This window comes from Lentzea sp. DG1S-22, assembly GCF_036321065.1.
GTDB classification, from domain to species: domain Bacteria; phylum Actinomycetota; class Actinomycetes; order Mycobacteriales; family Pseudonocardiaceae; genus Lentzea; species Lentzea jiangxiensis.
On the sequence record NZ_CP143276.1, the window covers coordinates 232,331 to 246,160 of the forward strand.

General features: G+C 71.3%; 12 protein-coding genes. 5 read left to right on the forward strand and 7 right to left on the reverse strand.

The features are described from left to right. The first annotated feature begins 4 nt into the window (after positions 1-4). Both V1227_RS01125 and V1227_RS01130 read left to right on the forward strand, forming a co-directional pair. Positions 5-2,056: a DNA gyrase/topoisomerase IV subunit B gene (locus tag V1227_RS01125; protein WP_329790518.1), complete on the forward strand. Its 2,052-nt coding sequence runs from the start codon at positions 5-7 to the stop codon at positions 2,054-2,056. Between the two features lie 31 nt (positions 2,057-2,087). Further along, positions 2,088-5,864, forward strand: a complete 3,777-nt coding sequence (locus V1227_RS01130) for a DNA topoisomerase (ATP-hydrolyzing) (protein ID WP_329790519.1) — start codon at positions 2,088-2,090, stop codon at positions 5,862-5,864. Between the two features lie 45 nt (positions 5,865-5,909). On the opposite strand, the gene V1227_RS01135 is transcribed toward V1227_RS01130, so the two are convergent. Genes V1227_RS01135 through V1227_RS01145 form a run of 3 tightly spaced genes read right to left on the reverse strand, consistent with a single transcriptional unit; the run spans position 5,910 to position 8,610 of the window. After that, on the reverse strand, positions 5,910-7,019 hold the full coding sequence (locus tag V1227_RS01135; RefSeq protein ID WP_329790520.1) for an alanine racemase: 1,110 nt from the start codon (positions 7,017-7,019) through the stop codon (positions 5,910-5,912). Beyond that, positions 7,016-7,948 (reverse strand): ornithine cyclodeaminase family protein, encoded by a 933-nt coding sequence (locus tag V1227_RS01140; RefSeq protein ID WP_329790521.1) that lies wholly within the window; start codon positions 7,946-7,948, stop codon positions 7,016-7,018. Before V1227_RS01140 ends, V1227_RS01135 begins: the two co-directional genes overlap by 4 nt. Then, entirely contained in the window at positions 7,945-8,610 is a 666-nt protein-coding gene (locus V1227_RS01145; RefSeq protein ID WP_329790522.1) for a helix-turn-helix transcriptional regulator, read from the reverse strand. The genes V1227_RS01140 and V1227_RS01145 overlap by 4 nt, the downstream gene beginning before the upstream one ends. Positions 8,611-8,771: 161 nt before the next feature. Here V1227_RS01145 and V1227_RS01150 point away from each other — a divergent pair, with 161 nt between their 5' ends. Continuing rightward, the gene (locus V1227_RS01150; protein WP_329790523.1) at positions 8,772-9,341 is read left to right on the forward strand and encodes a TetR/AcrR family transcriptional regulator; all 570 of its coding nucleotides are present in this window, start codon (positions 8,772-8,774) and stop codon (positions 9,339-9,341) included. A 42-nt stretch (positions 9,342-9,383) separates the two neighbouring features. Here the strand turns inward: V1227_RS01150 and trpA are convergent, their stop codons facing one another. Genes trpA through trpM form a run of 3 tightly spaced genes read right to left on the reverse strand, consistent with a single transcriptional unit; the run spans position 9,384 to position 11,812 of the window. Next, entirely contained in the window at positions 9,384-10,187 is an 804-nt protein-coding gene (gene trpA, locus V1227_RS01155) for a tryptophan synthase subunit alpha (protein WP_329790524.1), read from the reverse strand. Beyond that, positions 10,184-11,410 (reverse strand): tryptophan synthase subunit beta, encoded by a 1,227-nt coding sequence (gene trpB / locus V1227_RS01160; RefSeq protein WP_329790525.1) that lies wholly within the window; start codon positions 11,408-11,410, stop codon positions 10,184-10,186. Before trpB ends, trpA begins: the two co-directional genes overlap by 4 nt. A 60-nt stretch (positions 11,411-11,470) precedes the next feature. Then, entirely contained in the window at positions 11,471-11,812 is a 342-nt protein-coding gene (gene trpM, locus V1227_RS40505) for a tryptophan biosynthesis modulator TrpM (RefSeq protein WP_442916438.1), read from the reverse strand. A gap of 20 nt (positions 11,813-11,832) precedes the next feature. On the opposite strand from trpM, the gene V1227_RS01165 reads away from it, so the two are divergent. Next, positions 11,833-12,396, forward strand: coding sequence for a DUF308 domain-containing protein (locus V1227_RS01165; protein ID WP_329790526.1), 564 nt, complete (start codon positions 11,833-11,835; stop codon positions 12,394-12,396). A gap of 74 nt (positions 12,397-12,470) precedes the next feature. Then, complete coding sequence (locus V1227_RS01170) at positions 12,471-12,866, forward strand: MerR family transcriptional regulator (RefSeq protein ID WP_329790527.1); 396 nt, start codon at positions 12,471-12,473, stop codon at positions 12,864-12,866. Positions 12,867-12,873: 7 nt separating this feature from the next. Here V1227_RS01170 and V1227_RS01175 read toward each other — a convergent pair whose 3' ends face one another. Beyond that, positions 12,874-13,791, reverse strand: coding sequence for an NADP-dependent oxidoreductase (locus V1227_RS01175; protein ID WP_329790528.1), 918 nt, complete (start codon positions 13,789-13,791; stop codon positions 12,874-12,876). Between the last annotated feature and the right edge of the window lie 39 nt (positions 13,792-13,830).

Sequence of the window (13,830 nt, forward strand, 5' to 3'; positions counted from 1 at the left end):
ACCCGTGACCGCAGAGACCCTGTACGGGGCCGACGACCTGACGCACCTCGAAGGACTCGAGGCCGTCCGCAAGCGGCCCGGCATGTACATCGGGTCGACCGACAGCCGGGGCATCAACCACCTCTTCAGCGAGATCGTCGACAACTCGACGGACGAGGGCGTGGCGGGCCACGCGTCGAAGATCGTGGTCACGCTGCACGCCGACGGCAGCGTCCAGGTCGACGACGACGGCCGCGGCATCCCCACCGACGTGCACGCCAAGTCCGGGCTGTCCGGTGTGGAACTGGTGCTGACCAAGCTGCACGCCGGCGGCAAGTTCGGCGGCTCCGGCTACAAGACCTCCGGCGGCCTGCACGGCGTCGGCGCCTCGGCCGTCAACGCCCTCTCGCACCGCTTCGACGTGACGGTCCGCCGCGGCGGCAAGGTCCACGAGATGTCGTTCGCCCACGGCGTTCCCGGCGTCTTCGACGGCCCCGGCCCCAAGGCGAAGTTCACCCGCCAGAACGGCCTGAACGTCGTCGGCAAGATGAAGCGCAACGAGTCGACCGGCACCTCCATCCGCTACTGGTACGACGCCCGCTACTTCGAGAACGGCGCCTCGCTCGACGTGGACACCGTCCGCACGAAGCTCCGCAACACGGCGTTCCTCGTGCCCGGCGTGACCTACGTGCTGCGGTCGGCACTGGAAGACGCGATCTCCGAAGAGGTCTTCCACTACCCGAACGGCCTGACCGACATGGTCGAGTTCCTGGCCCCCACCGGCGACCGCGCGGTCTCCGGCACCCTGGTGATCACCGGCACCGGCACCTACTTCGAGAACGCCGCCGACGAGAACGGCGTGATGCGGTCCAAAGTGGAGCGCCAGGCCGAGGTCGAGGTCGCCCTGCGCTGGGGCACCGGCTACGAGCGCACCGTCGAGTGCTTCACCAACACCATCCGCAACGTGCACGGCGGCACCCACCGCCGCGGCTTCGACCGAGCGGTGCTCAAGTCGGTCCAGGACGCCATCTCCAAGACCCGCGGCCTCCTCAAGCCCAAGGAGGAGATGCCGACCCTGGACGACGTGCTGGAGGGCATGACCGCCGTCGTCCACGTCCGCATCCCCGAGCCGCAGTTCACCTCGCAGACCAAGGACGAGCTCTCCACCGCCGGCATCACCAAGGTGCTGCAGGGCATCGTCGACGCCCAGGTCCGCGCGTGGACCGAGGACCGCAAGACCAAGGTCGAGGCCAAGACCGTGCTGCAGAAGGTCGTCGACGCCTCGCGCGTGCGGCTCACGCAGAAGCAGCAGAAGGACGCGGCTCGGCGGAAGACGGCGCTCGAGGGCGCGGCGATGCCCGCCAAGCTCGTCGACTGCCGGACCACAGGTGTTTCGCGTAGCGAACTTTTTCTCGTGGAAGGCGACAGCGCTCTCGGCTCAGCGCGCATGGCGCGCGTCTCCGAGTACCAGGCGCTCCTCCCGTTGCGCGGCAAGATCCTCAACGTCCAGAAGGCCTCCCTGGCCGACACGCTGCGCAACGCCGAGATCGCCTCGATCGTCCAGGTCCTCGGCGCGGGCACCGGCCGCACGTTCGACCTCTCCCAGATGCGCTACGGCCGCGTGATCCTGATGGCCGACGCGGACGTCGACGGCAGCCACATCCGCACGCTGCTGATCACGTTGTTCGCCAAGTACATGCGCCCGGTGATCGAGGACGGCCGCCTGTACGCCGCCATGCCGCCGTTGCACAAGGTGATGACGCGCGGCCGCAACCCCGAAACGCACTTCACCTTCACCCAGCGGCAGATGGAGCAGACGGTCGCGCGGCTGGAGAAGGCGGGCAAGCAGGTCGTCACGCCGGTGCCGCGGTTCAAGGGTCTGGGCGAGATGGACGCGGACGAGCTGTGGGAGACCACGATGAACCCGGCCAGCCGCTCCGTCCGCCGCATCACCATGGACGACGCCGAGGCCGCCGAGGAAGCCCTCGAGCTGCTGATGGGCGAGAAGGTCGAGCCGCGCCGCAACTGGCTCGTCGAGTCCGCCGCCAGGGTCGACCAGTCGGCCATCGACCTCTAAGCCTTCAAGACACAGACGGAGTTACGAAGTCATGGCACGCCGCAAGGGACCCACGACCAAGGTCGACCCCGCCGCGTTCGACCGGGCCGGTGCGAAGGTTCTCGACAACTCGCTGAAGACCGAGATCGAGGACTCGTACCTCGAGTACGCGTACTCGGTCATCCACTCGCGGGCTCTGCCGGACGCGCGGGACGGGCTGAAGCCGGTGCACCGCCGCATCCTGTTCTCGATGCACGAGAACGGGTACCGGCCCAACCACGCATACGTGAAGTCGTCGCGAGTCGTCGGCGACTGCTTCGTCCGAGGTGCGCTGGTGTCGACGCCCGAGGGGCTGCGGCCGATCGAGGAGATCGAGATCGGTGATCTCGTCCTCGACGGCCGCGGCTCACCCGTGCGGGTGGATGAGGTGTACGAGAACCCGGTCTCCGACCTCGTGCGCATCACCTGGTCGAACGGCCGCACGATGCTCGTCACGCCGGGGCAGCTGTTCCGGACCGTCGAGCCCGACCTGTCCATCGGCTGGACCGCTGCGACGGACCTGGTCGGCCGGCAGACGATCGCCTACGGAGCGGACCGGCAGGCAGGCCTCGCGTCGGACGCTGGTGACCTGGGCGCCTACGTGCGAGGTCTCCTCGTGGCCGAGGGTTTCGCCGTCGACCGCAAGCGCGCCGCTGACGGGCGCGTCCGCATCCACATGGTCGACTCCGAACCTCTTGACGTCGCCCACGGCTGGGCGATCCTGAACGGTGTCAACGTGACGCGGGGCAAGCGCGTCGCGAAGAACCCAGCGCACAAGGACCAGTACATCCTCACCTTCGCGCGCCACGAAGCATTGCTGGAGGTCGCGACGCCGCTCAGCGACCAGAAGGTCGTTCCGCCGACCGTGCTGGCCGACAGGTCGTCGTGGGCGCCGTTCATCGCCGGGTTCTTCGACGGCGACGGCTACGTGCGCAAGACGAACCGCGAGATCGTGCTGGTCAGTACGAGCCAGCGACTCGTCGACCAGTTGCACGGCATGTTGGCGGACGCCGGCATCCACGGACACCACTGGTCACGCGTCAGCACCACCGGGCACAAGACGTTGCTGGGCCTGTCCATCTCCGGCCGCGACGCCGCGGCTCTCGCGTTGGCGCTGCTGCCCTGGACGAAGATCGGCTACAAGCAGGACGGCCTGCGTCAGATTTTGTCCATCGCTTACCGCTATGGCGGCAAGCAGGGCAACGACAGGGTGCCGTGCGCGCCGGTCATGGCGGAGTTCTCCGCTGCTCATCAGGGTGGTGGCTGGTTCCGCGACACCGACGGTGTGGCGTTCCGGGCGTCGTTGGGTGAGGACGTCCGGTACGGCAAGAACCGGCACGGCAAGACGCTTGCGGAGCGTTCCTTCTCGCTGGGAAGGGCCAGGGAGAACGGCTGGATCGACAAGCTGCACCGGATCGGCTCACCACTCGCGAAGAACCTGGAGGCGTTGTCCGGGTTCAGCTTCCTCGAAGTGACGTCGGTCGAGCCGGTCGCTCCGGACACGACCTACGACATCCAGGTCGCGACCGAGGAACACGCTTTCGTGGTCGACGGCCAGGTCGTGCACAACTGCATGGGCAAGTACCACCCTCACGGTGACACGGCGATCTACGACGCGTTGGTCCGCCTCGCCCAGGACTTCAGCCTCAACGAGCCGTTGATCGACGGACACGGAAATTTCGGTAGTCCAGACGACGGACCGGCTGCGAGCCGCTATACAGAGTGCCGCATGTCCCCGGTCGCCATGCAGCTGGTCGGCGAGCTGAACGAGGAGACGGTCGACTTCCGGCCCAACTACGACGGCTCGCTCGAAGAGCCGAGCGTCCTGCCGGCGGCGTTCCCGAACCTGCTGGTCAACGGCACGTCGGGCATCGCGGTCGGCATGGCCACGAACATGATCCCGCACAACCTGCGCGAGGTGGTCGGGGCGGCGCGGTGGCTGATCACGCACCCGGACGCCGACCTCGACAAGCTCATGGAGTTCGTGCCGGGGCCGGACCTGCCGACCGGCGGCATCCTGCTGGGCCTCGACGAGGTGCGGAAGGCCTACGAGACCGGTCGCGGTGTCGTCCGCATGCGCGCCAAGGTGGAGATCGGTCCGCTGGAGGGTTCGCGGGGCAGGCAGGCGATCACGGTCACCGAGCTGCCGTACGGCGTCGGGTCGGAGCGGATCGTCGAGAAGATCACCGACGAGGTGAACAAGTCCAAGCGGCTCACGGGCATCGCGGACGTCAAGGACCTGACCGACCGCGAGAACGGCATCCGGCTCGTCATCGAGTGCAAGGTGGGCGTGAACCCGCAGGCGCTGCTCGCGGACCTGTACCGGCTGACGCCGATGGAGCAGTCGTTCGGCATCAACAACCTGGTGCTGGTCGACGGGCAGCCGCAGACGCTCGGCCTCAAGCAGCTGCTGGAGGTCTTCCTGGGGCACCGCTACGAGGTCGTCACGCGGCGCACGAAGTTCCGGCGCCGCAAGCGCGAGGAGCGGTTGCACCTGGTCGAGGGTCTGCTGAAGGCCCTGCTCGACATCGACAAGGTCATCAAGCTGATCCGGGGCAGCGAGAACGCCGCCGCCGCCAAGGACGGCCTGATGAAGCGGTTCAAGCTGTCGGAGATCCAGGCCTCCTACATCCTCGACACGCCGCTGCGCCGCCTCACCAGGTACGACAAGATCGAGCTCGAGAGCGAGCAGGACAAGCTCACCAAGGAGATCGCCGAGCTGTCGGCGATCCTCGACGACGAGACCGTGCTGAAGAAGCTCGTGTCGTCGGAGCTGGCGGCCGTGGCCAAGGAGCTGGGCGGCGAGCGGCGGACGAGCCTCATCGACGGTGACCTCAAGGAGGTGCTGGCGGCGTCGAAGCCCGCCGGGCCGCTGGAGGTCGCGGACGACCCGTGCCAGGTCGTCCTCAGCGCCACCGGGCTGGTCGCGCGGACCGCGGCGGAGTCGGAGGAGGCGTCGGAGGGCAAGCGGCGGGCGGGCCGGGTGAAGCACGACGCGGTGCTCGCGGTCGTGCACTCGACGGCTCGCGGGCAGGTCGTGCTGATCACGAACAAGGGCCGCGCGTTCAAGACCGACGTGCTGCCGCTGCCGGTGCTGCCCGAGCAGAGCGGGACGGTGAGCCTTCGCGGCGGTATGGCGGCGAGCGAGCTCGTGCCGCTGGAGAAGGGCGAGAAGGTCGTCGGCATCGCGCCGGTCGACCCGAAGGACTCGCCCGGTCTCGCGCTCGGCACCCGGCAGGGCACCGTGAAGGTGTGCGTGCCGGAGTGGCCGGTGCGGTCGGACGAGTTCGAGGTCATCACGCTCAAGGACGGTGACGAGGTCGTCGGCTGCACGTGGCTCACGGACGGCAGCGAGACGCTTGCGTTCGTCAGCTCCGATTCGTCGTTGCTGCGCTACGACGCGAAGCTGGTGCGGCCGCAGGGGCTCAAGGGTGGCGGTATGGCCGGCATCAACCTCAGCGGTGACGCGCGCGTGGTGTTCTTCGGGGCGATCCGCACGGACGACGACGAGCACGGCGAGCCGATGGTCGTCACGTCGTCGGGGCAGAGCGTCAAGGTCACGCCGTTCAGCGAGTACCCGGCCAAGGGGCGCGCGACGGGGGGTGTGCGGTCGCAGCGGTTCCTCAAGGGCGAGACGCACCTGGTGCTGGCGTGGATCGGCAGCAGGCCCGCCGGCGCGGACGAGAAGGGCTCGCCGGTCGAGCTGCCGGACGTCGACCCGCGGCGTGACGGTTCCGGTCACGCGCATCCCGGCCCGGCCGTGGTCGGGCACCTGGTCGAGAGGGACTAGCCGGGTCCGGCGAGGCGGCTGGTGGCCGCCTCGCCGGTCGGGTGGTCACCAGCCGCGCAGGCGGGACCAGGTCGCTTCGACGGTCGTGCCGCGGACGACGTGGTAGCGGTCGTGCTGCGCGGCGGTGGCGCAGGCGTGGTTGGGCAGGATCCGCAGGCGGGTGCCGATCGGCAGGTCGGGCACCGGCTGGCCGTCGCGCGTGCTGAGGACGCCGTGTTCCTGGCTCGCCCCGGTCATGAGCAGGCCGGGGACGAGGGTGCCGTGCACGTCGGTGACGAGGCCGTAGCCCTGGTCGACGGCCTGGGCCTGGGTGCCGCGGTCCCGTGAGGTGGCCATCCAGCCGCCGTCGGTGAGGATCCAGTTCCTGTCGTGCTGGTGGCCGATGACGGTGACGACGACGGAGAGGGCGAGGTCGTCGGTGGTGCAGACGCCGATGCCGGCCATGACGAGGTCGAAGAAGACGTAGTTGCCCGCGCGGACCTCGGTGACGCCGGTCAGGTCCGTTGCCGCGTGGGCGGTGGGGGTCGAGCCGACGCTGACGATCGGGCACGGCAGGCCCGCGGCGCGCAGGGTGCCGGCGGCGGTGACGGCGACGTCCCGTTCGTCCTGCGCTGCTCGGCGCAGGGCCTCGGGGGTGTGGGCGAAGTACGACTCGCCCGCGTGGGTGAGCACGCCGGCGAGGTTGTCGCCGAGGGCGCGGCCGATCTCCACGAGTGCCGGATCGCTGGGTGCGACACCGCCGCGGTGGCCGTCGCAGTCGACCTCGACCAGCGCCGGGACGCGGAGGTCCTCGTCGCGTGCGAACCGGGTTACCGCCTCGGCCTGGGCGAGGGAGTCGAGCAGGACGGTGAGGGTCACGCCGCGGCGGAGCAGAGTGGCGGCGCGGGGCAGTTTGTACGGGTCGATGCCGACGGCGTAGAGGATGTCGCGGTAGCCCGCGCCGGCGAAGTGCTCGGCTTCGGCGAGGGTGGAGACCGTGATCGGTCCGCCCGCGTGGACCCGGTCGGCGACCTCGACGGACTTGGCGGTCTTGACGTGCAGGCGCAGCGGTACGCCCAGCGCGTGGAGGTGCTCACGCAGCCGCAGGGCGTTGCGGTCCAGGCGGTCGGCGTCGACCGCGGCGAACGGCGTGCCCGGTGTGTCCACAGTGGTCATTCGGTGTCTCCTGCGAGGGCGGCGCGGCGCAGCAGCGCGGCGGCGAGGGTGAGGTCCTGGAGGGCGAAGCCGGAACTGTCGAACACCGTTGTGTCCTCAGGTGAGGTCCGGCCTTCGGAGGCGCCGGTCAGCACCGCGCCGAGTGCCACCGGCACGACTGCGGAAGCGTGCTGGAACTCGCCGATCGCACGGGACTGGTCCGGCAGGTCGCAGAAGAGCTTGGCGGAGCCGTGGATCTCGGCGGGGAGCTCCTGCTTGCCCGGTCCGTCGGCGCCCATGGCGGAGATGTGCGTGCCCGGCCTGACCCAGGTGGCGTCGAACAGGGGTTCGCGGGCCGTCGTGGCGGTGACGAGCACGTCCGCGGCGCTCACGCCGGTCCGGGCGTCGGCGGGGGCCGCGGGCAGGCCGGTCACGGCGGTCACCCGCGCGGCGAACGCCTGTGCCGCGTCGGCACGCCGGCCGACGACGAGGACCCGGTCGATCGGCCGCACCCGGCTGACCGCGCGGACCTCGTGCAGGGCTTGGTGTCCTGTGCCGATCACGGTCAGCGTGCGCGCGTCGGGGCGGGCGAGCGTGGCGACGGCGAGCGCGTCGGCGGCGGCCGTGCGGTAGGCGTTGGCGGCCGCCGCCTCGACCACGGCGCGCAGCCTGCCGGTGGCGGGGTCGAGCAGGACGATCGTGGAGCTGTGGCGGGGGAGTGCGGTGTTGTCCGGCCAGAAGCTGCCGATCTTCACGCCGACGAGGTCGCCCGCGGACCCGGACTTGAGCGTGAACCTGGTGTGCGGCAGGGAGGAATGCCCGATCACGACAGGGAACGTCGAGCCGTCCGCGGTGGCCAGGAACGCCTCCCGGGCGGCGGCCAGTGCGAGGTCGTCGTCGACGAGCGCGGCCGACTCGGACTCGCTGAGGAAGACGGGGCTGTAGGTCACGGCGTGTCCTTCTTCAGTTCGGCGAGGTCGTTGTAGAGGCCGGTGCGGGAGATGCCGAGCCGCGCGGCGACGCGTCCCGGGGCACCGCGCAGCGCGAACACGCCGGCGTCGTTCAGCGAGCGGACGAGCGCCAGTCGCTCTTCACGTCCCAGTGCCGCCACGGGCACCGCGTGAGCGCGCTCGGCGCGTTCGACGAGCGACTCCACGACCTGGTCCAGGTCGCCGGAGAAGTTCGTCGACGTGGCGGGGACCTGCTCCCGCAGCGCGGACAGGCCGAGCAGGTCGGAGAGCACGCCGGTGGCGCGGTTGATGGCCGAGACGTCGATGTTCACGCACAGCGCGCCGATCAGCGTCCCGTCGACGTCGCGCAGCGGCAGCGTCGTGCACTTGAGCACCCGGCCGTCCTGCGCGCGGGTGAGGTAGCCGACCTCGTTGCGGGCGTTGTCCCCGGCGGCGAGGACGCGCAGGCCGATCTCGCTCATCGCGTCGCCGGCCACCCGGCCGGTCACGGAGCCCGCGACCGCGACGACCGACCGCTCCCGGTCGCGGTAGTCGTGCAGCACCACCTCGCAGCTGCGTCCGAAGGTGGCCGCGATGCCCTCGACCACGGGGGTCAGCGCGGCGAACACCGCGTCCGCGGTGCTGGAAGGGACGTCTGGCACGCCCGGCTCCTCCCGTTGTGAACAAACTGTCATTCACTGGACAAAGTGTCACACGCGAACGAGCCGCTGTGTCTGTGGTGCTCGCCACGGCGCCGAAACCGAGACCCGTCGCGAAGTCCGGCAAGGCGAGACTGACCGTTCTGTCCAGTACCATCGGCCCAATGGTGCACAACGGTCAGGTCTCCGAAGCGCGGTCGCGCCTGCTCGCCACGGCGTCCCGGATCTTCTACTCGGAGGGTCTGCACTCCGTCGGGATCGACCGGATCGTCGCGGAGTCGAAGGTGACCCGGGCGACGCTGTACCGGCACTTCGCGGGCAAGGACGACCTCGTCGTCGCGTATCTGCGGACCGTCGCGCGGATGGAGCGCGACCAGGTCGAGGACGCGGCCGGCAGCGGCGGCACCGCGGACGAGTCGCTGCGGGCCGTGGCGCGGGCCATCGCCGCGGGGATCGAGTCGGCCGGGTTCCGCGGGTGCGCCTTCCTCAACGCCGCGGCGGAGTTCCCGGACCCCGCGCACCCCGTGCTCCGGACCGTCCTCGAGCACCGCGAGTGGTTCCTGCGCACCATCACCGGCCTGTTCGAGCGGAGCGACGCGAAGTCGCCCGCGGCCGCGGGCCGGCACTTCGTCATGCTCCGCGACGGGGCCATGGCGGCGGGGTGCCTGACCGACGCCGCCGAGGTCGGCGCGACCTTCCTCGCCGGTGTCGACGGGTTGCTGCGCTTCAAGTAGGACCGCGGCGCCGGGCCCGCGGCGCGAGCCCGGCGCCGTGCCTCAGCCCGCGCGGACCCCGGCCGCCAGCTCCGCGGTGAGCTCCGCGAGTGCGGCCTCGCCGCCGCCCGCGTCCAGGAGCGTCGCCACCAGAGCGGATCCGACGATCACGCCGTCGGCGAACCCGGCGACGTGGGCGGCCTGTGCGGCGTCCGAGACCCCCATGCCGACGCACACCGGCAGGCCGGTGATCGCACGCAGCCTGCGGACCAGGACCGCCGCGGCCTCGTCCACCGCGCCGCGCGCTCCGGTGACGCCCATCAGCGCGGACGCGTAGACGAACCCGGTTCCGGCCGCGACGGTCTCGGCCAGCTGGGCGTCGGTGCTGCTCGGCGCGACCACGAACACCGTGGCGAGGCCGTGCTCCGCGGCGTGGTGCCGCCACTGCGCCGACTCGGCCACCGGCAGGTCCGGCAGCACGCAGCCCGCGCCGCCCGCCTCGGCCAGTTCGCGTGCGAACCGCTCGACGCCGTAGCGCGACACCGGGTTCCAGTACGACATCACCAGGACCGGTTTGCCCGTGGCGGTGTGGGCCTCCCGCACCGTGCGCAGGACGTCCGCGATCCGCACCCCGCCGCGCAGCGCGATGTCGTCCGCGGTCTGGATCACCGGCCCGTCCAGCACCGGATCGCTGTGCGGCAGGCCGACCTCGACGACGTCCGCGCCGGCGTCGAGCGTCGCGAGGACCGAGGCGATCCCGTCGTCGACCGTCGGGAAGCCGGCCGGCAGGTAGGAGATGAGCGCGGCGCGGCCTTCCCGCTCCGCCCTCGCGAGCGCGTCCGTGAGGAGCTGGAGGTTTCCGCTCATCGCGCACCCGCCAGTCCGAAGTGGGCGGAGGCCGTGTCGAGGTCCTTGTCGCCGCGGCCGGACAGGTTCACGAGCACCAGGCCGTCCGGGCCGAGCTCGGCGCCGACCTGGAGGGCACCGGCCAGTGCGTGCGCGCTCTCGATCGCCGGGACGATGCCCTCGGTCGTGGCGAGCAGCCGGAACGCGTGCATCGCCTCGTCGTCGGTCACCGGGCGGTACTCGGCCCGGCCGCTGGAGTGCAGGTGCGCGTGCTCCGGACCGACGCCGGGGTAGTCGAGCCCGGCCGAGATCGACCAGGCCTCGGCGATCTGGCCCTCGTCGTCCTGCAGCACGTAGGAACGGGAGCCGTGCAGGACTCCCGGTTCGCCGGCCGTCAGGGACGCGGCGTGTTCACCGCTCTGCACACCGTGCCCGGCGGCCTCGCACCCGACCAGGCGGACGGGGTCGTCGAGGAACGCGTGGAACAGGCCGATCGCGTTGGAACCGCCGCCCACGCAGGCGATCGCGGCGTCGGGCAGCCGCCCGGTCCGTTCGAGGAGCTGGCGGCGGGCCTCGACGCCGATGACGCGCTGGAAGTCGCGGATCATGGCGGGGAACGGGTGCGGCCCGGCGACCGTGCCGAAGAGGTAGTGGGTGTCGTGCGTGCGGGCGACCCAGTCCCGGAACGTCTCGTTGATCGCGTCCTTGAGCGTGCGCGACCCCGACGTCACCGGGACGACCTCGGCGCCCAGCAGCTCCATCCGCGCCACGTTGACCGCCTGGCGCCGCATGTCGGTCTCTCCCATGTAGACGGTGCAGGAGAGGCCGATCAGCGCGCACGCGGTCGCGGTCGCCACGCCGTGCGACCCGGCACCGGTCTCGGCGATGACGCGGGTCTTGCCCATCCGCCGCGCCAGAAGTGCTTGGCCGAGCGCGTTGTTCACCTTGTGCGAGCCGGTGTGGTTGAGGTCCTCGCGCTTGAGGAAGACCCGTGCGCCGCCCGCGCGCCCGGCGAAGCGCGGCACCTCGGTGAGCGCACTCGGCCTGCCGACGTAGTGGGCGAGGAGTTCCTCGAACGCCGCGATGAACGCGGGGTCGGCCTTCGCCCGTTCGTACTCCTCTGCGACCTGGTCGACGGCCGCGACGAGGGCCTGGGGGACGAACCGGCCGCCGAACGCGCCGAAGTAGCCGTCGGCGCCGGGAAGGCTTCCGGGCGCGGCGGGGAAGAAGAAGTCGTGCTCCATGGCGATGTGCTCCTGACCCGGGACGTCCGGTCCCGGGTGGTGTCGTGAGTGGTCTGGGAGTCAGCGATCCCGCGCGATGCGCGGCGCACGACGCCATCGCATCCCGTTGACCTGGCCCGCCTCGGAGCCGATCACGTACCGCACCCTGCGTCCCAGCACGCGCCGGGCGGGCGCGCGGCAGCCACGCGGCCGACGGCCACGGGCGAGACGGACGGTGAGGGGCACGCTCCCAGGTCTACCCGCAGTCACGGGGTTTCGGCAAGCGGGTTGGTCGTGGCCCACCTGAAGTAGGTAGAACGTTCGGTCTTGACACGGGCGCGACGCCGCCCTCAGGATGGAATGAGATAGAACGTTCGGTCTCGTGTCGTCGGGTAACGACGAGCCACGGGTCCCGCCGTCCACGCCGAACCGAAGGAAGTCCTGTGACCAGCACCAGTTCCGCCGCGTCGTCCCTGCGGCGGCTGTACTTCGTCCGCGCCGCGTTCGCCCTCGCCTGGGCCGTTCTGGTGGCTCTGACCGGGGCCGGGCTCGGGCCGGTCGTCCTCGCGCTCGTCGTGCTCTACCCGCTGTTCGACGTGGCCGCCGCGATCGCCGACGCGCGTGCTTCCCGGCAGTCGGAGAACGTGCTGGGCCTGTACGTGAACATCGCCGTCAGCCTGCTGGCGGCCGGGGGCGTCGCGGCCGCCGGTGCCACGTCCGGCACCCCCGGCATCCTCCAGGTGTGGGGTGCCTGGGCGATCGTCTCGGGCGTCGTGCAACTGGTCGTCGGCGTCCGCCGACGCCGCATGGGCGGTCAGTGGCCCATGATCCTCAGCGGTGGTCTGTCCGTGGGCGCCGGCACGTCGTTCATCCTGATGGCCTCCCAGCCCGGCGCCGCGCTCACCTCCGTGGCGGGCTACGCCGCGGTCGGCGGGATCTTCTTCCTGGTGTCGGCGATCCGGCTCGGTTCGGCGGTGAGGAAGGCCCCAGCGACCGCCGCGGCCTGAGCCGGGCCCGCGACCGGAGTCGCATGTGGACGGTGACGCCGGGGTCACGGCGCCGGCGGGGTTACGCTGGACCCGTGACCGCGACGTCTCCCGCCCCGACGATGAAGATCGGCGAGCTGGCCCGGCTGACGGGCGTCAGCGCCCGTTCCCTGCGGTACTACGAGCAGCAGGGGCTGATGCACAGCACGCGGTCCGTCGGCGGTCAGCGGCACTACGCGGCGACGGAGGTGGCCCGCGTCGAGGTCATCCGCCGGCTGTTCGACGCGGGACTGGGCAGCAAGGTGATCGCCCGGCTGCTGCCGTGCGTGGACAGCGACGACAGGGGGATCGCCGAGGACGCGTTCACCGCCATGGTCGGCGAACGCGACCGGCTGACCGCCGACATCACCCGGCTCGTCGAGGCCAGGGCCGCGCTCGACGCGCTGATCGAGGGCAACACCCGCTACCGGCAGGGGGCCGACGCCGGCTGAGCCCCGGTCAGAGGCCCATGTCGATGACGACCTTGCCCCGGGCGTGCAGCGACTCGACCAGCGCCAGCGCCTCGTTCGCCCGTGTCAGCGAGTACGTCCCGGTGATGTGCGGGTCGAGCTTCCCGGCGACCATCAGCTCCGCGACGCGTTCGAGACCCGCCCGGTCGACCCGGCGCTCGACCGCCACCCCGCCGACCTCGGTGACGGACGGGTCGCCGACGGAGATGACCGTCCTGCCCAGAGGGGCGATCTCGCGCAGCGAGTCTCCGCCGACGTTGTCGACCACGGCGTCGAAACCGTCCGGGGCCTGCGCCCGCAACCGTTGCGCCACATCGCCTTCGGTGTAGTCGACGAAGGTCGCGCCGGTCGCCTCGACGAGGTCGCGCTTCGCCGTGCCGGCCGTGCCCGTGACCACCAGGCCGCGGTCGCGCGCGAGCTGGGCCAGCGCGATGCCGACGCCGCCACCGATCCCGTTCACGAGCAACGACGCCCCGGCGAGCAGGCCGAGCTGGTCGAGCACGTCCAGCGCGGTGGTGCCGGCGACGGGGATGGTGGCCGCCCAGGTGGCGGGCAGCGCGTCGGGGATGCGGGCCGTGGAGGTGCCGAGCAGCAGCGTCGTCTCCGCGTAGGTGCCGGCACCGGTCAGCGCGAAGCCGGTGACCCGGTCGCCGACGGCCAGGCCCGTCACGTCCTCGCCGACCGCGAGCACGGTCCCGGCGGCCTCCATGCCGAGCACCTGGGGGAACGGCAGGTGGCCGTTCATCGCGGAGACGTGCCCCGCCCGCAGCTTGTGGTCGAGCGGGTTGACCCCGGCGGCCTCGACGCGCACGAGGACCTCGGCAGGGCCGGGCACGGGGTCCGGCCGATCGAAGAACTCCTGCACGCTCGCGTCGCCGAAAGCCTTGTACCCCAACGCCTTGCTCATCGTGGATCACTCCTGCGCCGTCGAACTGCGGACGCTTTC

Excerpts from the sequence above, each read along its gene's own strand:
- V1227_RS01130 (WP_329790519.1), top strand. The coding sequence starts at position 2,088 with ATGGCACGCCGCAAGGGACCCACGACCAAGGTCGACCCCGCCGCGTTC.
- V1227_RS01135 (WP_329790520.1), bottom strand. The coding sequence starts at position 7,019 with ATGACCACTGTGGACACACCGGGCACGCCGTTCGCCGCGGTCGACGCC.
- V1227_RS01150 (WP_329790523.1), top strand. The coding sequence starts at position 8,772 with ATGGTGCACAACGGTCAGGTCTCCGAAGCGCGGTCGCGCCTGCTCGCC.
- trpA (WP_329790524.1), bottom strand. The coding sequence starts at position 10,187 with ATGAGCGGAAACCTCCAGCTCCTCACGGACGCGCTCGCGAGGGCGGAG.
- trpB (WP_329790525.1), bottom strand. The coding sequence starts at position 11,410 with ATGGAGCACGACTTCTTCTTCCCCGCCGCGCCCGGAAGCCTTCCCGGC.
- V1227_RS01175 (WP_329790528.1), bottom strand. The coding sequence starts at position 13,791 with ATGAGCAAGGCGTTGGGGTACAAGGCTTTCGGCGACGCGAGCGTGCAG.